Genomic DNA, 20,895 nt, shown 5'->3' on the forward strand with positions numbered 1-20,895 from the left:
CACGGGCGCGCCAGCTGCGCATTGTGGCCTATCGCGCGGGGTAGGGGGATGCGGGCGCGCCCGAATCCCCCACGCGCCTCGTCTTGACAGGCGCGCTGCTACTCCTGGCGGGACTTGATGCCGTCGGCGAATGCGTCGTGGCCGCCGCCCGGGGTGACGTCGCCGCAGGCAGTGATCTTCCACAGCTTCGCGGTGCCGCCCGCGTCGACCAGTTCGAAGCCCGTGGAGGTGTCGACCCCGTATAGGCCGGGGCTGCGCGAGGAGCGCATGAAGTTGTAGTAGGCGCCGTCTTCTTCCTCGTAGAAGTGGGTGATGCCGAGCTCGCGCACGACCTCGCACACCTCGGGGTCGGTGGCGATGTCGTGGAAGCGCTGGGTGAGGACCCGCTGGGAGGCGACATCCTCGTTAGCGGTGGTGAGCTGCGGGAAGACGGCCTTGCGGCTCGCGAGCAGCTCGGAGTATGCGGCTCCCGCGATCGGGTCGCCGAGAATGAGGGCGTCGGGCGCGGTCGTGTACTTCATGCGCCTGAGCATGGCGAGTTCGCCCTTGGTGGCCATGCCGGGCTTGCCCAAGCGCGCGGGGTCGTAGACGGAGGCGACCGCGGAGTTGCGTGCGTCGATCGCGCCGAAGCCGGACAGGATGAGGATGAGGGCGCCGACCCCGACCTGGATGGGCCAGCGGGGCGCCTCGACGTCGGTGTCGACGCCGCGGTCTTGGAGGATGCGGCGCAGCGAGGAGGTCCACGCCGCGTGGATGACGTGGACGATGGCGGCGAAGCCGACGGCCATGAGGACGGTCAGCGCGATGTCTTCGACGCCCATGATGCGTCGGGCGTCCTTGTACCAGGGGGCCAGCAGGTAGGTGCGTAGCGCGGAGTTGGGCGCGTATGCGAGCCCGGTGAGGGCGGCAAGGATGAGGTAGGAGACAAGCGGCCACGCGGGCATGGGCGCGGCCTTCTCTTCGGTCGAGACGGGGCGCGCCGAGGCCCGGGTGCCCTCGTCCTCGCCGGTGACCTCGCCGCTGGCCTCGTCGGTGTCCTCGGAAAGCCCCGCCTGGGCGGCGGCGCGCGCGAGGGGGTCGCGGCGGCGCAGGAGCGTGTCGAGGTGCGCGGTCACCGCGATGCCCGCGATGAGGAGAACCGTCTGGAGGAAGGCCCACTGGGCGGTGGCGGCGGTGCTGGCGAAGGGAGGGTAGGGCACGAAGGCGTGCGCGAAGGCCTCGCCCCAGCTACTTCCGGCTCGCGGGTACTTGCTCATCGCCTGAATCTTGGGGGAGGCGAGGGCGATGAGGGGAAGTGCGACGACGGCGAGGCCGACGGCCGCCCAGACGATGGCGAGGAGTTGGCCGCGCCCGTCGCGCCCGAGGGCGGCGCGCGCGAAGGACGCGATGGACGCCAGGAGGGGCGCCACGAGGAAGGCGAGGAGGGAGAAGGCGGCGCTCGGGTGGACTCCGACGAGGCCGAGGCACCCGATGGCGAGGAACACTCCCTGCGGGATGCGGCGGGCGAAGGAGCGCAAGCCCTCCCCGTCGCTCAGGTCCGACGCGAAGCGTCGGCCGGCGACGATGGCGGCGGCGGCGAGGCCGGGAACGAGGACCGTGCCCGTCGCGTTGGGCCACTGGTTGTACATGGTGAGCGCGTCGGCGGGCATGTTCAGGAGCGTGCCGGCAATGACCGGGGCGGCGAGGAGCGCGCTGCGCGACGCGGTGAGCACGGAGACGAGGGCGGCCAGGCCGATGACCCACACGGCCATGAGGGCCAGGGAGGAGACGTTGGCGGTCTGGACGACCGAGTCGTAGCGGGCGAAGAGCGCGACGAAGGCGTGCCAGCCCGTCGGATAGTAGACGCGGCGTCCCCCGTAGAGCTCGTGGAGTCCGCCAAAGGGGCTGGCATCCTTGCCGTAGAGGATCGCGTGGACGCCGTTCTGGTGGAAGGTCGGGTCCCACTGCTGGACCGGGTTGGCGGGGTCGGCTCCCCTGATGAGCGGCCACGCGGCCAGGAGGAATCCGACGAGGACCGCGCCCCACGTGGCGGCGCGGATCGCGGCCTGCGCGGCGCCGATGGGGGCGCGCACGCCCAGGGCCTGACGGAACGGCACGCCGTTGAGTGCAAATCCGCCGTTCGTCCGGTGGAAGTAGCTCAGTGCCCAGGTGAGCGCGCCGCCGAGGGTACTAAGTCCGAGGACGGGCATGACCGTGGAGGGCTCCCACTCGATGTCGAAGGCCGGGTAGGCGACGGAGAGGAAGGTGATCAGGCCGAAGGTAAACGCGGGCGCGGCGCCGATCGCGACGAGCGACGAGCGCGAGCCGGCCCGCAGCCACATGAAGCCTGGCAGCACCAGGGCGACCATCATGGCCAGCAGGGTCGGGACCAGCATCCACCAGGCCAGCATGGCTTACTCCTTGTCGGCGCCGGCGCGACGCTTGCCGACCATCTCGATGATGACGGGCAGGACGGAGGCCAGGATGATGACGGCCAGGATGAGCGTCAGGTTGTCGTGCACGAAGGGCACGTTGCCCAGGAGCGCACCCACCAGGATGAAGCCCGCGCCCCAGATGACGGATCCGAGCGTGTTAAACAGCACGAACTTCGGGTAGGGGTAGCGGGCCATGCCGGCGGCGAGCGGAATGAAGGTGCGCACGAAGGGGATGAAGCGCCCGATGACGAGGGAGCGACCGCCGTAGTTCGTGAAGTAGTGCTCCGCCTTCTCCAGGTGCTCGGTCTTGAGGATGCGGGCGTTCGGCTTGAAGAAGCGGCGCCCCCACTTGGCGCCCAGGAAGTAGCCGATTTGCGCGCCGACGAAGGCGGCGACGACGACCATGAGGATCAGGGTCGGCAGGTGCAGGCCCAGGCGGTCATGCAGCAGGCCGGCCGTGAACAGCAGGGATTCGCCGGGCAGCACGGGGAAAAGCACGCCGGATTCGATGAGGACGATGAGCATCGTTCCCCACAGGACCCACGGCCCCATGGCGACAAGCAGAGTCTCAGGATTCTTAAACCACTCGATAACAGTGCTCAGCATCGACGGATCCGATGCTGCCGCGAGTGTAGACCAGGTCACGATAGGGCCCTTTTCTGCCGGGAATGTGTCTCCCTAACCCTACCTTTGTTGACCGCGAATATAGGATGGTCAGCATGAGGAAGCGCAAGGAGTCACACGACGGCACGCCGGTCGTCGATACGAACATCCTATTCGTCCCCTCCTCGGCCGAGGACCCGTCCGCGCTCGGGGTCGAGGGTCTGATGGGCATGATCGACGAGGCCGGGGCCGCGACAACCCCTGCCCCGCCGCCGGAAGTCCCCATGTCCGAGGCCCGCACCGAGGTCTTGGACGCCGTCGTCATCCCCTCGACGACGCAGCCCGTCGTGATGCCCCCCAGCTTTCCTCCCATCCTCACCACGCATCCGGGTCCCGCCCCGGCCTCGCCGATTCACCCCGCCGCCGCCCCAGCCTCGCCGATGCCGCCGCTCGACGCGCCGGGGAATCTCACTCCCCCTCCCCCGCCCGCTCCCGCGACGCCCGAGCCCCCGCTTCCCTCCGCCGCTCCCGAGGTCGGCGCCCCTCTCGCCCCCGCAGCGCCTCTCGCCCCCGCAGCGCCTCTCGCCCCCGCAGCGCCTCTCGCCCCCGCAGCCTCTCTCGCCCCCGCAGCCCCTCTCGCCCCCGCAGCGCCTCTCCCCCCCGAGGCGCCGAGCGAGCCGATGTTCGCAGCGGACGCGGTTCAGGAGAATGTCCCGGCCGACGCGCCCGTGCCCGCCGATCCTCCCGCGCCGAGCAACGACGCGATCACCGATATGACCGAAACCACAGACTCGGCCACTCATGCGACCGAGGCCCCACGCGAGGAACGCGAATCCGACGCTGAGGACACGCCCACCGCCGAAGAGTCCAGCGACGAGGCCGCGGTCTCTGCCGCCGTCATCCACGCCAAGAGCGGTGAGGTCGCCCTGCCGGTCCCCGCGCGCAGGCTCCGCCTCCCGCGCCCCGCCTACATCGCCGACCGCATGTTCACTCTCCGGCGCCGACGCGAGGACGCCGTCGACGTCGTCATCGCCCTCCTCGCGATCGTCGGCATCTGGACGATCGGCACGGTGGCCAGCGCCACGACGCACGGCGTCACCATGGACGTCCTGCAATTCCAGCTCGTCCGCAAGATTCTGATCCTGCCCGTCAACCTGGTCGAAGGCCTCATCATCCTGATCACGCCGATCCTCGTGATCGTCTCCCTCGCCTTACGTAGGCGCCTCCAGGCGATCATCCAGGCCCTCGTCACGAGCGTGATCGCGGCGGTCGGCGGATGGACCATCATCGTGCTGACAGGCCTCCTTCCCGCCTACCTGACCGCTCCCCTGAGCGTGGACCGCGCGATCGCCACGCAGGGCCACCAAACCGGCTTCGCTATCGCGATCAACCTGGTCATCGTCACCCTGTGCGCCCTCTTCACCTCCGCAGGCGAGGCCCAGTCGATGAAGGCCATCAAGTGGGGGTGGACGGGCCTGTGGATCATCCTGGTCCTGGGCGTCCTGCGCTCCTCGATGACCCTGCCCGTCGCGTTCATCTCCGTGTTCATCGGCCGCGCGTTCGGCTCCGGCTCGCGCTGGGTCATGGGATTCGACGACCAGCGGGCCAAGGGCGCCGCCCTCGTGGAGGCCCTCCTCGGTATCGGCATCACCCCTTCGCGCATCGTGCGCACCGACCTGGACACGTCGACCGAGCCCCTGTCCACGTGGGCGGTCGCGGAGAACGCCCGCGGGCGCCTCACCCAGATGCCCGCCGACCTGGGCGACATGGGCGTCACCGTCACGCGGCGCCCCGACCCCGACCACCACCGCCACTACCAGGTGTGGAGCGACACCGGGCTGGCCTATGAGCTCATCGTCATGGATCCGGGCCAGGAGCTGACGGGCACCCTCCTCGAGATGTGGAACAACCTGCGGCTGCGCGGCATCAGCAGGTGGGTGTCGCCCTCGCTCAAGGCGCAGGCGGAGCGCTCGTCGTTCACGACGCTGCAGGCCCTGCGCGCCGGCGTCTTCACCCAGGAGCCCATCGCCATCGCCTCGGCGAACGACTCCATCATCATGGTCCTGTCCGCCCTCCCGCCGACGACGCCGCTCACGGAGCTGGGCGAGCAGGCCTCGGACGAGGTCCTGGACCGCGCGTGGGAGCAGCTGCACTACGCGCACACCCGCGGCATTTCGCACCGCGCCCTCACGCCCGAGGCCGTCGTCGTCGATGCCTCCAACGACGTGTGGCTTCTCGACTGGGATTCCGGCGAGGTGGCGACCACCGAGCTGAACCAGTCGATTGATATCGCCCAGATGCTGGTCCTCACTGCCCTGGCCGTGGGTCCCGAGCGCGCCCTCGAGGCGGGACGCCGCTGCGTCGGCGAGGACACACTGATCGCGTGCGCGCCCGTCATCCAGAAGCCCGTCCTGCCTGCCTCGATCAACCAGCGCCTGCGCCGCTCCGACCTGCTGGGCGAGCTGCGCGCCGCCCTCGTGGGCGACTCCGAGGCTGAGACCGCGCCGACGGCCGACCTGCAGCGCTTCCGCCCGCGCACGATCTTCACGATCGCGGTGGCCTTCATCGCGGTCTTCATCGTCGTTTCCTCGCTGAACTTCAGCGACCTTGTCTCCACCGTCACCAGCGCGAACCCGTGGTGGATGGCGGCGTCCGCGGTGCTCGCGTGCCTCATTTGGGTGGGCTCCGCGGTGCCGCTCATCGCATTGTCTCCCGAGAAGCTGCCCTTCAAGGACACGCTGATCGCACAGGTTGCTGCCTCGATCATCACGATCGTCGCGCCCGCGGGCGTGGGGCCTGCAGCCCTGAACCTGCGCTACCTGCGCAAGCGCCGCGTCCCCACGGCGATGGCCGTGACGACGGTGACGCTCATGCAGATTTCGCAGGCGCTCATCACGATCATCCTGCTGATCCTTGTCATGGTCAGCGCGGGCTCGTCCCTGTCCGTGTCCGTCCCCTACGGCACGATCCTCGCGATCGTCGCGCTCGTCATGGTCGCTGTCGGCGTCATCGTCGCCGTGCCGAAGGTGCGCCGCTGGATCTGGGCGAAGATTCAGCCGACCTACCAGCAGGTCTACCCGCGCCTCCTGTGGATCGTCGGGCAGCCTCGACGCCTGGCGGCCGTGGTCGGCGGCAACCTGCTCATGAACATCGGCTACGTGGGCGCCTTCTGGACCGCGATGGTGGCCATGGGCGGTTCCCTGAACTTCTCGACGGTCGCCATCACCTACCTGACGGCGAACGCGGCGGGGTCCTTCATCCCGTCGCCGGGCGGTATCGGTACGGTCGAGACGGCCCTCACCTCGGGCTTGACGGTCGCTGGCGTGTCGTCGTCCGTCGCGATCGCGACCGCCCTGCTGTACCGTCTCGTCACCTTCTACGGGCGGATCCCCTTCGGGTGGCTCGCCATGAAGTACATGGAGAAGAAGGATCTGATCTGAGGCGTACCCATCCTGTGCCTCGGCCCTGGGGATGCTCACGGGGCTCGCTCCTCCTTGCGCGCGCCGCGGGGCGCTCAGATGTGTACCGCGAGTTGGCTGCGCGTCACTCTGGACGAGGCCGAGGCTGGGTCATACGCGACATCAGGGCACGAGTGTACCCCACTTCTAGTTCCTTCTAATTTGAATCAAATTTGAAGCAACTGGACGTTTCGTCGCACCGCAAGATTCTCGTCCCCATCTCAGTCATAACGACCGTGGCGCTTATGACACTCGCACTACGCGTCGGTGCCCCGGACTCGGCGCGCCAGATCTGGAACCGCGTACCACTCGAAACTCCGGCCACGCTTGACACGCATCAGGTATCCCCCATCCTCAAGGCCACGCAGGTCGGCGTGCGCCGTCTGCAGCGTCACCCTGTATTTGTCCGCGTGCGCGGCTGCTGTCACGGTCATAGCGGAGTGCTTTAACGCTTCCTCAATGACCCCAATCTGTCGATTATTGAGCTCGGTGAGCCTCAGGAGATGCTTAACCTCTTCCATCTCCTTGGACTTTCTCGCCAGATACTCATGCAGCTCACGAATTGCTCGACACATGACCTCGGCGTGCCAGATGAGGAAGTAGGTGAGGTCCCCTTCATCCTGCTCAACCTCAAGGAAAGAGCGGGCATACTGCGCGGGCGCCCTGCGCAGAAGCCTCGAGACAGGCACGAAGTCCATGAGGAAGAAGCCCTCACGAAGCATGACCCACTGGGCGATGACGCGGGCTGTGCGCCCGTTCCCATCGACGAAGTAATGGTCGTAGCCCATCATGAAATGAACGACGAGCGCCCTCACGAGGGGCGGCACATATTGCGACGCGTACTCCCCCACGCCATTGGCGAAGTCGCACAGACGCTGGAGCCGTTCGGGCAACTCCTCGGCCGGCGGCGGAACATGCAGCAGTTGCTCATCGCCTTCACTTCCATAGATACGAATTCGCTCCTCACCCTGGCGCTGCAGGCACCCTGCATCCTCCACCTCGTCGAGCGTTCCATCCGTGACGATACGATGAACCCCACAGATGAATTCAGGAGTGAGCTCCTCACCCAGGTGCTCACGCACGAATTCGAGGGCAAGGAAATTGTTCAGAATCATCCGCTCCGAGCGAGTGCGCGGATCCTTCTTTTCTCGGAGCATCTTTTTCGCGTCACGCCGCGTCGTCGACGCCCCCTCCATCTGCGAGGAGGTGATCGCTTCTTCATACAGGGAGTTGATCAGGTACCTATCCCTCATCCCCTGCGTCGCCACCTCTCCGGGCAGCTCCACCTGACCGCGCGCCTGCGCCGTAATCTCCTCATTCAACCGCAAGAAGCGATCTGGGAGATTAAAGGTCAGGCGCGTCCCATCCTTCATGATGAAGGGAGTGGTCCGGGCCGATGAAGCGCGCGCAGTACGCACGGCGTACCACCACTCCTCACGCGTCAGTCCCTCTGGCACCGGCTCGGCACGGAAGTAATACTCCCACGGGCGATACTCTGGATCATCCAGTCCGCCAGCGAGGGCACGAAGAACGGAGAAATGCCGCTCATCATCCGCGTTCGCCAAACTGGCAATGACGCGTTCGCGCAGCTCGCCAAGCCGATAGGGCGGAGGGACGGGAGCCTTCATAACTACTCCGTTCACACAAATGTCAAATTACTTCTAATTTTATCTTAATTTGAAGCAAGTAGAAACACAGGCGCATCAGGTCGTAGGATTCCACGTTGGCAGAACGGCGCTCACCCCCGCCTCGCCCGCCGCCGCGGCGCTACTGCACTCGCATCTCACCCTCGATCGCTGCCAGCTTCACGCCGCTCACGGCCCGGATCGCATCCAGCGACCCGGCGGGCGCGCGCAGCGCGTAGCCCTGGAAGACATTGCGATACTCGCGTTCCACGGTCACGGAGGCGCCCGGAAAAATACCGGCAACGGCCTCGTTGATCGAGGCGAGCGTGGCCTCGCGGTCCGCCCCCTCCTGAAGGTGCACGACGATGACGACGAGCCGCGCCGGATCGTCGTCGCGACTCGGCGCGCCCGAGGCCCCCTCTCCGCTCTGCCCGCCCTTCGGGGTCAGCGCGGTGTCGGCGTCGCCCGCGGACAGGGACGAGGCCGTGGCCCCCGGGGCGGACTGGGGAACCCCGGCGCCCGGGCCGGACTCGCCGGCGGAGGGCGGCGTCGACGCGCCGGAGGAACAACCCGCGATCGCGAGCGCGCACGCGCCCGCCAGGAGGACGGCTGGCTTCTTCAAGGACATGAGCACTCCTCACCCGGCCACCGCGGATGCGGCGGCCTGCTGATATCTCCAACATAGCGCAGCGCCTCCCTCGCCGGGGCACGACGGCCTTCCCTACTCGCGGAGCATACGTGTGGGCCCGGGACGCTCGCGGTGAGCGGTCCCGGGCCCAGGCCTCGTGAGTCAGAAGCAACCGGCCAGCGTTAACGCTGCCAGACTCCCGACTCGTCGAAGGTGTAGACGCGACCATTGATCGTGTGCGTGCCGGTGAACATGGCGCCGTCAGGTCCCAGGTAGTACCAGGAACCGCCCAGGTTCACCCAGCCGGTCACCATCGCGCCCGAGGCGTTCAGGTAGTACCAGGAGCCGCCATCGTTCACCCAGCCGATCGCCATGACCCCGTTGGCGTGCAGGTAATACCAGGAGCCGCCGTTGGCCAGCCAGCCGGTAGCCATGACCTTCGTAGCGGGGTCGAGGTAGTACCAGTAGCCACCATCGCGCACCCAGCCGCCCACGAGGGCGCCCTCGGAGTCGGCGTACACCCACTCGCCGTTGGCGCGCTGGAGGAAGCCGGTCATCATGTAGCCGGACGGCCCGAACTGGTAGTCCACGCCATTAATCGTGAACCAGCCGGCCTTCAGGTAGTCGGTCCCGTTCGCGCACACGTACCACCAGCCCACGGCATCCTTGGCCCAGTGACCGCCCTCGGGGTTGGTGCACGGCAGCGTGACGCCGGGGTTATCGGTCGGCAGGTCCACCACGCGAGCCTCAGAGTGGTTGAGCCCGTAGTCCCACGCCAGCAGATACGGGTGGGCGATGACGGAGCCGGTGCCGCCCTGGTCGGTCCATGCCTGAGAGATGTCGGACATGGGGATCTCGAACTCGTAGCGGTACCTGCCGTCGTCGCCCTTGACACCGTCGGTGTCAGAGAAGACGTGGCGGTAGAACCACAGGCCGTCGGCCGGGTCGTGCAGGTCGATGCCGGCCACGGGCTTGTTGTCGGTGACCGTGACGAGCAGGCGGGCGTTGCCGCCCTCCTCCGTGTACTCCAGGTTGGCGACCTCGGGGGCGGTCGTGTCGATGCTGAAGTTGTACGAGATCGACTGCTCGGCCTGCGAGGGGCCGTCGTTGTGCGCAGAGAGCGTCAGCGTGTAGTCGCCGTCGGGCAGGTTCTTGTACGCGTCGGAGCGCAGGTCCAGGGTCGTGGGTTCGTGGCCGTCCTCGACCCAGGTCATCTTGCCGGTGCTGGGGTTGACGCCGGACTTCCAGGCCTGGTGTGTCACATACGAGGCGACGGATTCACCGGCGGCGTTCGCGTACACGGTGTTGAGCGTGTGGACGCTGCGCAGGGTGCCGGTGCGCGGTTCGAGGACCGTGGGAGCGCCCGAGGCCTCGGCGCGGGAGAGGACGTAGCGGTCAGCCTTGGGCGTACCGGTGCGCGCGTCGGCCTTGACCAGGGGGTTGTATCCCAGCTGCTGGCCCGTGGTGCCGTTGTAGATGCCCGAGGCCAGGGTGTGCGCTCCCCCGTCGGAGGCGAGGGCGTCGAAGATGGGGGCCTTGCCCCAGTTGCCGTAGAAGCCCATGTAGGGCACGGTCAGGTCGGGCTGACCATCGGTCTTCGAGGTGAGGCGCACGAAGCCGTCGAGGAACGTGCCGTTGGGCGCATTCTGCGCGACGTAGGAGTCGAAGGCGGCGCCGGGCTTGACGTCCACGCCCACGGTGGCCTCACCCGAGGCGGGGACGGTGATGGTCGCACCTTCGCCGGTGCCGCTGACGGCCGCTCCGGAGTAGGCGATGTCCACGCCCTTGCCTCGCCAGTCGGAGGAGTGGCCGGTGAAGAACCCATCCTCAACGATCTCGGAGAGCGCCTGCGTGTTCAGGGCGTAGGTGGCCTCGACGCCGGAGAGGTTGTGGAGGGTGACGTCGAAGTGCCATCCCTTGGTCCCATCCCCCAGGTCGGCCTTGGGTCGAGAGGACTCGGGGGCGCCCTTCACGGTCGGGTACACGGACGAGGTCGTGGCAGCCAGGACGTTCGTCAAACCAGAGCCCTGCTTGCGCGGGGAGTAGGGGGCGCCAGTGTCCTGGAGCGGGTCGGCGATGGGAGCGGCCGTGCCCATGATGAGGTTCTGGACGACGTCAACCTTCTCACGTGCACTCATCGAGGCGAAGAGCGGATCATTCTGGACGCGCTGCAGGACGACCGCGCTCACGCCCGCCATCTGCGGGGTCGCCATCGACGTGCCGGACATGAACTCGTAGGTACCGCCGGGCACGGAGGAGTAGATGTTGCCGCCGGGTGCGGCGACCTCGGGCTTGAGTCGCAGGTCGGGGGTGACGCCCCACGAGGAGAAGCTCGACATGGAGTACTTCGAGCTGGGGGGTACGACCTTGCCGGGGGCGACGCTCAGGTGGTGGTCGGCGGCGGCCAGCATGGCCTCGCCGTCCGCCTGCGAAATGAATGCGGCGGGCACGCTGTCCGTCTTCAGGCTCATGACGACGAGGGAGTCACCGGGAACGTTGTTGTAGACGATGAAGCCGGCGGGCTTGGAGCCTGCGATGTTGTCGAACTTGGTCTGGAAGGTGAGGGAGCCTCGCTTGACCAGCACGATCTTTCCGGCCAGGCCTTCGGGGTACTTGGCCTTGAGGGCCGCGCCATCCTCGGCCGAACCGATGCCGCCGTCGACATATTCGAAGGGGCCGCCGGTCAGGTCGGACAGGTCGGGCATCTTCTGACCGTCAGCGCCACCGGCCCGCTGGTAGGGAATGTCGCGGTCGCCGACGGTGAACGCGCTGTGCGCCAGCGAGTTATCGACCGAGGCGACGGAGACCACGGAGGAGTAGGTCGCTGGCTCGCACTGGGTGGAGGAGTCCGGGTCGGACGCGAAGGGCAGGTTTTTGCCGGAGGTATTGCCGTATCCGGCCGTGTAGTGGTTGCCGGCTGCCGCGTTGACGGTCACGCCCACGTCCTGCAGGCTCTTGAAGACGGTCGCGTAGACCGAGTCGGCCTCGTTGTCCATGCCTCCGAGCTGGCCGAGCGACAGGTTGATGACGTCGGGGTGCAGGATCACCATGTCGTCGAGTGCGGCGAGCAGCCCGGAATCGGTGATGTCGCCCTCGACGCTGCGCGCGACCTTGGCGACGATGATCTGCGCGTCGGGCGCGATGCCCACGATTTCACCCGCGTTGGCCGCGGCGATGCCGGCGACGTGCGTGCCGTGCGATCCGGCTTGTCCGGTCGGCGAGGCGTCCGGGTCGTTATCCGCGTAGTCGTAGGCGAAGGGGAACTTCTCCGACACGTAGGTGCCGGTCTTGCCGTCGCCCAGCTGGGGGGTCAGGGACGCCACCTTGTCCGCCGAGAGCTCGGGGGTCCCGTGCAGGGCGCCCGCGAACGCCGGATGCGTCATGTCCACGCCCGTGTCGATGACGGCGATGACCTTCCCGTCGCCCTTCTGGGTGATCTGGTCGGCGTGCATCATCAGCTGGGCGCTGAGGTTGGCGGGGTCCTGGGTTGAGGTACGGGCGGAGTTCGTGGCTCCCTCGCCAGCGACCTGGTCGTCGGCATCCTCGACGCGGGTCTCGCGATCACGGAAGGCGGCCTTGACGCCGCTCGCCGCGCGGATCGCGTCGAGAGAGCCGGCGGGGGCGCTCAGCGCGAAACCCTGGAGGGCGTTGTCGTACTCGCGTTCCACCTGGGCGGAGGTTCCGGGGAAGGCGCCGGCCACGGCCTCGTTGATGGAGGCGAGGGAGGCCGCGCGATCTGCACCGTCATTGAGCTGGACGATGATGCTCACGACGGCGGCCGAGTCGGCCTCGTCGCTCGCCTGGGCCTGATCGGCCTGGCTGGTCTGCCCGCTCTTCGAGGTCAGCGCGGTGTCGATGTCGCCCACGGGCAGGGACGAGGCCGTGGCCCCCTGGGTACCCTGGGCGGGAGTCGGCGGCGCTGCGAGGGACGCCGGACCGGTGACGGCCAGCGCGCAGGCACCGACGAGCGCGAGAAGCGCCGTTGGTTTCTTCATTGTCATGTGCGTAACTCCAATGTGTCGACAGTGGCCGTCCCTGGGGGCGGAAGGGCTCCGCCGTGTCGGCCGCCACACCCAACATACCTCACGCGGGCCATGTGACAAACTTTGTCCCACATTGGGAAACAATTGACAATTATTTTACCGACAAACTATGAAGAGGCCCGGGAGCGTCACCATCGCAACGCTCCCGGGCCTCGACAATCAGTCCGTCCGGGTCTGAGGCGATCAGGTCACCCGACCCACGCACCGTTCGTGTCAAAGGTGTAGACGCGTCCGTTGATCGTGTGCGTGCCCGTCAGCATCGCTCCCGAGGGTGACAGATAGTACCAGGAGTCGCCCACCTTCACCCAGCCGGTGGCCATCGCCCCGGAGGCCTTCAGGTAGTACCAGGAACCATCCACCTGCACCCAGCCGATCGCCATGACCCCGTTGGCGTGCAGGTAATACCAGGACCCACCGTCGGACAGCCAGCCGGTGGCCACGACCTTCGTCGCGGGATCCATGTAGTACCAGTAGGGGCCACCATAGGCGCCGTCGCGCACCCAGCCGCCCACGAGGGCACCCTCAGAGTCGGCGTACACCCACTCGCCGTTGGCGCGATGGAGGAAACCGGTCACCATGTAGCCGGTGGGGCCGAACTGGTAGTCCACGCCATTGATCGTGAACCAGCCGCCCTTGAGGTAGTCGGTGCCGCCCGCGCACTGGTACCACCAGCCGATGGAGTCACGCACCCAGTGGCCACCCTCGGGGTTGGTGCAGGGCGCGACGACGCCCGGGTTGTCGGTGTGCAGGTCAACAGTGACGGCCTCGGAGTGGTTGAGGCCGTAGTCCCACGCGAGGATGTACGGGTGAGAGATGAGTTCCTCGGTGGAACCCTGCTCCTGCCAGCCCAGGGCGATGTCACCCAGGGACACGGACATGTACACGTGGTACCTGCCGTCGGCTCCCAACTGGTCGCTATCGTTATCGGCGACGTAGCGGTAGAACCACATGCCGGAGCGCGGGTCGTGCATGGTGACGCCGGCGATGGGCGAATCGTCGCTCACGTCAATGCTGACGTCGGGGCCACCGAAGTCGCCCTCATGGTACACGACCCCTTCCACGACCGGGGGCGTCGTATCGACGCGGAAGTCGTAGGAGATGGACTGCTCGGTGGGCGAGGGCCCGTCGTTGTGCGCGGCGATCGTCAGCTTGTAGTTACCGTCGGGCAGGTCCTTGAACTCGTCGGACGTCAGGTCCAGGAACCTCGGTGCATGCTCCTGCTCCACCGGGCTGATCACTCCGGAGGAGGGGTTCAGCATCGACTTCCAGTTCTGATGGGACTCGTAGGAGGCGACGACCTCGCCGGCCTCGTTGGTGTAGGTGGTCGTCATCGTGTGGACGCTGCGCAGCGTTCCCGTCTTGGGGTAGATGGCGTTGGGAGCATAGAGCGCGTCGGAGCGGGAGATGACGTACTTGGAGGCGTTGGGGCGCCCGCTGCGCTCGCTATCCTTCGCCAGGGGGTTGTAGCCGAGGATGTTTCCGCCGTCGGTGGCACCGATCGACGAGGCCAGGATGTGTCCGTCGCCATCGGAGGCAAGAGAATCGAAGATCGCGGGCTTGCCCCAGTCACCGTAGAAGCCCAGGTAGGGAACGGTCAGGTCGGCCTGCCCCTGGGTACGCGAGGTGAAGCGCACGAAGCCGTCCAGGAAGGTGCCGGAGGGGGCGTTGTCGGCGACGTAGGAGGCGAACTCGCTACCGGGCGTCACGTCGACGCCGACGGTGGCCTCGCCCGAGGCCGGGACGGTGACGGTCGCGCCCTCATCGGTGCCGCTCACGGCCGCGCCGGAGTAGGAGATCGCCACGCCACGGCCTCGCCAATCGGAGGAGTGGCCGGTGAAGAACCCGCCCTCAACGATCTCGGAGAGCGCCTGCGAGTTCATCTCGTAGGTCGCCGCCACGCCGGAGAGGTTGTGGAGGGTGACGTCGAAGTGCCAGCCCGTCGTGCCGTCGCCGAGGTCCGCCTTGGGGCGGGAGGGATCGGCGGCGCCCACGACGGATGGGTACACGGACGAGGTCGTGGCCGCCAGGACGTTCACCAGGCCCGCTCCCTGCTTGCGCGGGGAGTAGTAGGCGCCGGTGTCCTGGAGCGGGTCAACGACGGGAGCGGCCGTGCCCATGATGAGGTTCTGGACGACGTCAGACTTCTGACGCGCGTCCATCGAGGCGAACAGCGGGTCGGACTGGACGCGCTGCAGGACGACCGCGCTGGCGCCCGTCAGCTGCGGGGTCGCCATCGACGTGCCGGACATGAACCCGTAGGAGTCCTCGGGCAGCGAGGAGTAAATGTTGCCGCCGGGCGCGGTCACCTCGGGCTTGAGGCGCAGGTCCGGGGACACGCCCCACGAGGAGAAGTCTGACATCGAGTAGGGGGCGTTCGACCTGACCGTCAGGCCCTCGACGAGGGTCAGGTGGTGGTCGGCGGAGGCCAGCATGGCCTGCCCGTCCGCCTGGGAGATGAAGGCGGCGGGAACCTCAAGCGTCGTCAGGCTCATGACGCTGAGCGCGTCGCCGGGGACGTTGTTGTAGACAAGGATCGCCGCGGGCTTGAGCGAGGTCAGGTTGTCGATCTTCTCCTGGAAGGTCAGCTGACCGCGCGAGACGAGAACAATCTTCCCGTCCAGGCCCTGCGGGTACTTCGAGCGCAGGGCTGCGACGTCTTCCCGAGTACCGAACCCACCGTCGACGTATTCGTAGTCGCCGGGGGTCATCTCGGCGATCTGAGGAATCTCCCCTCCGCCCTCTCCACGCGCACGCTGATAGGCGATATTCTGACCGGCCGCGGTGAAGGCGTTGACGGACAGGAGGTTGTCGAGCGAGGCCACGGACAGCGTGGGGCTGTACGTGGCGGGCTCAGCCAGGGTCGAGGAGTCGGGGTCGGAGGCGTAGGGCAGGTTCTTACCGGAGGCGTTGCCATATCCGGAGGAGAAGGCGTTACCGGCGGCCACGTCGACGATGATGCCCTTGTCCTGCAGCGTCTCGAAGACGCCCGCGTAGAGGCTGTCGGCCGCGTTATCCATGCCGGCGTCCTGGCCGAGCGACAGGTTCACGACGTCGGGGTGCAGGATCGCCATGTCGTCGAGGGCGGCCAGCAGCGCGGAGTCCAACATGCCGCCGCCGTCCTGTTCGACCTTCGCGACGATGATCTGCGCGTCGGGGGCCACGCCCATGATCTCGCCGGCGTTGGCCGCGGCGATGCCGGCGACGTGCGTCCCGTGAGGCTCCAGGGGCGAGGCGTCGTTATCCTCGTCCGCGTAGTCGTAGGCGAAGGGGAACTTCTCGTTGACGTAGACGCCGTCCTTGCCCCCACCCAGCTGGGGCGTGAGGGCAGCCACCTTGTCCGCCGAGAGCGCGGGCGTCCCAGACAGGGTGCCCGCGAAGGCGGGGTGGGTCATGTCGACGCCCGTGTCGATGATGGCGACGACCTTACCCTGCCCCCTCTGGGACACCTGGTCGGCGTGCATGATGACCTGGGCGCTGAGGTTGTCGGGGTTCTGGTCGGCCAGGCGCGTAGCCTGGAAGCCACCCTCGGCGTCGACTCCCGCCACGTCGCTGACGTGGGTCTCACGGTCGATGAACGCACCCTGAACGCCGCTGGCCGCGCGGATCGCGTCAAGAGAGCCGGCGGGGGCCTTGAGCGCGACACCCGAGAAGGTGTTTGAGTACTCGCGCGTCACTTCGGCGGAGGCGCCCGGAAAAGCCCCGGCCACGGCCTCGTTGATGGAGGCGAGGGAGGCCGCGCGGTCGGCGCCGTCCTGAAGGCGAACGATGATGCCGACGACGCGCGCCGGATCCTCCTCGGAGGGCGCTTGGGACGAAGAGGAGCCCAGCGTTTCGCCGCTCTTCGAGGTCAGCGCGGTGCTCTCGTCGCCCACGGGCAGGACGGGGGCGGCGGGCGTGGGCGCCTGGGGGGAGGCGGGGCCCGGGTCGGCCTGGGGGGCTGGCGCCTGCGGCGACGCGAGGGACGCCGGGGCTGCGATCGCGAGCGCGCACGCGCCAGCGAGCGCGAGCAGCGCCACCGGTTTCTTCGATGTCATCTACGTAACTCCAATGTGTTGACTCAGTGCCGATGGGACAGTGAAGCGAACTTCGACCTATCGGTTATCACACGGTACAACACATGGGACCCTTCCGGCACGGGCCACCAATGGGCGGAAAGGAACCACCGACGAGGCCGGGGCCCGGGATCGCTCGCGAATGAACGTTCCCGGGCCCAGGCCTCGTGAGTCAGAAGCAACCGGCCGGCGTTAGCGCTGCCAGGCTCCCGACTCGTCGAAGACGTAGGTACGACCGTTGATAACTTGCGTTCCGGTCAGCATCGCGCCGGACGGGGCCAGGTAATACCAGGTACCCCTGTCCTTGACCCACCCGGTCGCCATCCGTCCGGAGGCGTTCAGGTAGTACCAGGTACCGCCGTCCTCGACCCAGCCGATCGCCATCGCGCCGGAGGCCGTCAGGTAGTACCAGGAGCCACCCTGAGCCAGCCAGCCTGTGGCCATGACCTTCGTGGCGGGGTCGAGGAAGTACCACTGACCGCCGTCGCGCACCCAGCCGCTCACGAGGGCGCCCTCGGAATCGGCGTACACCCACTCCCCGCTGGCACGCTTGAGGAAACCGGTCATCATGTAGCCGGACGGCCCGAACTGGTAGTCGCGGCCGTTGATGGTGAACCAGCCGGCCTTCAGGTACGTCTGGCCGTCGGCGCACACGTACCACCAGCCCACGGCATCCTTGGCCCAGTGACCGCCCTCGGGGCTCACGCACGGGCTGGGCGTGCCCGGGTTGCCGCTCGGCAGGTTGATCGGGAAGACCTCGGAGGGGTTCAAGCCGTAATCCCACGCGAGGATGTACGGGTTGGCGATGACGTCGCCCGTGCCGCCCTGATCGGTCCACGCCTGCTGGATCACGCTCATCGGAATCTCCACGTGGTACGTGTAGCGACCGTCGGCGCCGACGCTGCCCTCGTCCTCGGTGAAGACGTGGCGGTAGAACCACAGGCCGTCGGCCGGATCGTGCAGGTCGACCGCCGCCAGCGGCGAGTCATCGGTGACGTCGAAGGTGACGACGAAGCCCTCATCCTTTCCGGAGTAGACCAGCTCGGAAATGACGGGCGCCGCGGTGTCGAGAAGGAAATCGTAGGAGATCGACTGCTCGGTGCGCGACGGGCCGTCGCCCTGCGCAGCGATCGTCAGCTTGTACGCGCCGTCGGGCATGCGCGCGAACTTCTCCGCGTTTGCGTCGAAGGCCGTGGAGTCATGGTAGGCCTCGACCCACGTGTTCTGCTCGGTGCTGGTCAGGTAGATGGACTTCCAGTTCCGGTGGTTGGTCACCGAGAAGACTGTCTCCCCGGCCTCGTTCGTGTAGGTGCTGGTGAGCGCGTGGACGCTGCGCAGCGTGCCCGTGCGGGGTTCGAGGACCGTCGGGGCGCCCGAGGCCGCGGACCGCGAGATCACGTAGCGCTGCGGGTTGGGCTTTCCAGTGCGGTCGGCCACCTTGATGAGGGGGTTGTACCCGAGGGAGTCCCCGGTGGAACCGTTGACGATCTCCGAGGCCCGGGTGTGCGCCCCGCCCGTCGAGGCGAGCGCGTCGAAGATGGGGGCCTTGCCCCAGTCGCCGTAGAAGCCCAGGTAGGGCACGGCCAGGTCGGGCTGACCATCGGTCTTCGACGCGAAGCGCACGAAGCCGTCCAGGAACGTGCCGTTGGGCGTGTTGTCCGCGACGTAGGAGGCGAACACCGAGCCGGGCATGACGTCGACGCCGACGGTGGCCTCGTCTAAGGCCGGCACCGTGACAGTCGCGCCCTCAGCCGAGGCCGATGCCGCGCCGGAGTACGTGACCTCCACGCCACGGCCTCGCCAATCCGAGGAGTGCTCCGTGAAGAACCCGCCGTCAACGATCTCAGACAGGGCTTGGGAGCTCAGCTCGTAGGTCGCGGGCGCCGCGCCGAGGTTGCGGAGCGTGACGTCGAAGTGCCAGCCCGTCGTGCCATCCCCCAGGTCCGCCTTGGGGCGGGAGGGCTCGGCGGCGCCCGCCACGGTCGGGTACACGGACGAGGTCGTGGCAGCCAGGGCGTCGACGAGGCCCGCACCCTGCTTGCGCGGGGAGTACAGGGCCCCCGAGGTCTGGGCCGCGTCTGTCAGGGGGCGCGCGGTTCCCATGATGAGGTTCTGGACGACGTCAGCCTTGTCGCGAGCGCTCATCGAGGCGAAGAGCGGGTCGGACTGGACGCGCTGCAGGACGATCGCGCTGATGCCCGCCATCTGCGGGGTCGCCATCGACGTGCCCGACGTCTGCTCGTACGCACCGTTCGGTATAGCAGAGAAAACGTTGCCACCGGGCGCCGCGATCTCCGGCTTGAGGCGCAGGTCGGGGGATACGCCCCACGATGAGAACTCCGAGGCCTCGTATGTGGTGGACTGGGGCAGGACCTGGCCCTCGGCGATGGTCAGGTGATGGTCGGAGGCAGCCAGCATGGCCTGCCCGTCCGCCTGGGAGATGAACGCGGCGGGCACGTCCTGGGTCGTCAGATTCATGATGATGAGCGAGCCGACCGAGACGTTGTTGTAGACGATGACGCCCGCCGGGTGCAGGTCGTAGAGGTTCTCGACCTTCTTCTGGTAGGTCATCTTGCCGCGCGAGACGAGCGCGATCTTACCGGACAGCCCGTTCGGGAACTTCTCCTTCAGGGCGGCAACATCCTCCTCGGAGGCGAAGCCGGCGTCCACGTACTCGTAGGTGCCGGCAGGCAAGTCGGAGAAGTAGGCGACCTTCTCGCCGTTCATGCCGCGCGAACGCTGGTAGCCGATATCCATGCCGGCGGCCGTGAAGGCGTTCCGGATGAGCGCGTTCTCGACGGAGCCTACGGCCACGACCGAGGGGTAGGTGGCGGGCTCGTCCATCACGGAGGTGTCGGGGTCGGAGGCGTAGGGCAGGCCCTTGCCGGAGTTGTTGCCGTATCCGGTCGAGAAGGCGTTGCCCGCGGCCGCGTTGACGGTAATCCCCTCCTCCTGGAGCTTCTTGTACACGGTGTCGTAGACCGAGTCGGCCTCGTTGTCCATGCCGGCCGTCCACCCCAGCGACAGGTTAATGACGTCGGGGTGCAGGACGACCATGTCGTCGAGCGCGGCCAGCAGCGACGAGTCCAACAGGGCGTCGTCCTCGCTGCGCGTCACCTTGCCGACGATAATCTGCGCGTCCGGGGCGGTGCCAACGATCTTGTCGGCGTTGCCGGCGGCGATGCCGGCGACGTGCGTGCCATGGAATCCGGAGCCGCCCTCGCGCGGGGCGGCATCTACATCGTCATCCGCGTAGTCGTAGGCGAAGGGGAACTTCTCGGACATGTACTGGCCGGACTTTCCGGCCCCCAGGTGAGGCACCAGCGCCTGCACCTGATCCTCGGACAGGGCGACGTTGTCGGGCATAGCCCCCGTGAACGCCGGGTGAGTCATGTCGACGCCCGTGTCGATGACCGCGATGACCTTCCCCTCGCCCTTCTGCGTGACCTGGTCGGTGCGCATCATGAGCTGGGCGCTCAGATTCGCCGGGTCCTGCCCCTCCACCTGGGAAGCCCTGGTGCCACCTTCGGCATCCATGGCCGCCACGTCGCTGACGCGCCCCTCGCGCTCCAGGAACGCCGCCCGCACGCCGCTCGACGCCCGGATCGCGTCCAGGGAACCGGCGGGCGCGCGCAGCGCGAACCCGACCAGGGCGTTGTCGTACTCGCGCTGCACCTGCACCTGCGCTCCCGGGAACGCCCCGGCCACGGCCTCGTTGATCGAGGCGAGGGAGGCGGCGGCATCCGCCCCGTCCTCAAGCTGGACGATGATGCCGACGACGCGCGCCGGGTCCCGATCGGTGTCCGATTCCGCGTCGTGGCTCTGGCCGCTCTTCGAGGTCAGCGCCGTGTCGAGGTCTCCGACGGGCAGGGACGAGGCAGCGGTCTTTGTCGCGGGTCTCTCTCCCGAGACCAGGGGCGAGGCCACGGACGCGGGGCCCGTGACGGCGAGCGCGCACGCGCCGACAAACGCCAGGAGGACAGCTGGTTTCTTCATTGACATAAGCCTTCTCCAATGTGTTGACAGACGGCTCCTGTCAGCGTGTGGCACTCCCACGCCGCAGCCGCCTGAC

Annotated in this window: 8 protein-coding genes; 1 reads left to right on the forward strand and 7 read right to left on the reverse strand. The window is 67.6% G+C overall.

The genetic code is table 11. The features are described from left to right. Nucleotides 1-98 precede the first annotated feature (98 nt). Nucleotides 99-2,390, reverse strand: coding sequence for a DUF6541 family protein (locus QU663_RS10090; RefSeq protein WP_021611522.1), 2,292 nt, complete (start codon nt 2,388-2,390; stop codon nt 99-101). A gap of 3 nt (nt 2,391-2,393) precedes the next feature. Beyond that, entirely contained in the window at nt 2,394-3,020 is a 627-nt protein-coding gene (locus QU663_RS10095; protein WP_021611521.1) for a DedA family protein, read from the reverse strand. Between the two features lie 113 nt (nt 3,021-3,133). Here QU663_RS10095 and QU663_RS10100 point away from each other — a divergent pair, with 113 nt between their 5' ends. Continuing rightward, nucleotides 3,134-6,457: a lysylphosphatidylglycerol synthase transmembrane domain-containing protein gene (locus QU663_RS10100; protein ID WP_304990579.1), complete on the forward strand. Its 3,324-nt coding sequence runs from the start codon at nt 3,134-3,136 to the stop codon at nt 6,455-6,457. 275 nt (nt 6,458-6,732) lie between these two features. Here the strand turns inward: QU663_RS10100 and QU663_RS10105 are convergent, their stop codons facing one another. The 5 genes from QU663_RS10105 to QU663_RS10125 all read right to left on the reverse strand — a co-directional run bounded on the left by QU663_RS10105 (nt 6,733) and on the right by QU663_RS10125 (nt 20,825). Then, nucleotides 6,733-8,103, reverse strand: coding sequence for a Fic family protein (locus tag QU663_RS10105; protein ID WP_304990580.1), 1,371 nt, complete (start codon nt 8,101-8,103; stop codon nt 6,733-6,735). Between the two features lie 139 nt (nt 8,104-8,242). Beyond that, on the reverse strand, nt 8,243-8,728 hold the full coding sequence (locus QU663_RS10110) for a hypothetical protein (protein ID WP_304990581.1): 486 nt from the start codon (nt 8,726-8,728) through the stop codon (nt 8,243-8,245). A 182-nt stretch (nt 8,729-8,910) separates the two neighbouring features. Then, nucleotides 8,911-12,729: a S8 family serine peptidase gene (locus tag QU663_RS10115; protein WP_304990582.1), complete on the reverse strand. Its 3,819-nt coding sequence runs from the start codon at nt 12,727-12,729 to the stop codon at nt 8,911-8,913. 230 nt (nt 12,730-12,959) lie between these two features. Next, nucleotides 12,960-16,805 (reverse strand): S8 family serine peptidase, encoded by a 3,846-nt coding sequence (locus tag QU663_RS10120; protein ID WP_304990583.1) that lies wholly within the window; start codon nt 16,803-16,805, stop codon nt 12,960-12,962. A 210-nt stretch (nt 16,806-17,015) separates the two neighbouring features. Beyond that, on the reverse strand, nt 17,016-20,825 hold the full coding sequence (locus tag QU663_RS10125; protein WP_304990584.1) for a S8 family serine peptidase: 3,810 nt from the start codon (nt 20,823-20,825) through the stop codon (nt 17,016-17,018). Nucleotides 20,826-20,895 lie beyond the last annotated feature (70 nt).

The sequence above is a fragment of the Schaalia sp. HMT-172 genome, from assembly GCF_030644365.1.
GTDB lineage: Bacteria > Actinomycetota > Actinomycetes > Actinomycetales > Actinomycetaceae > Pauljensenia.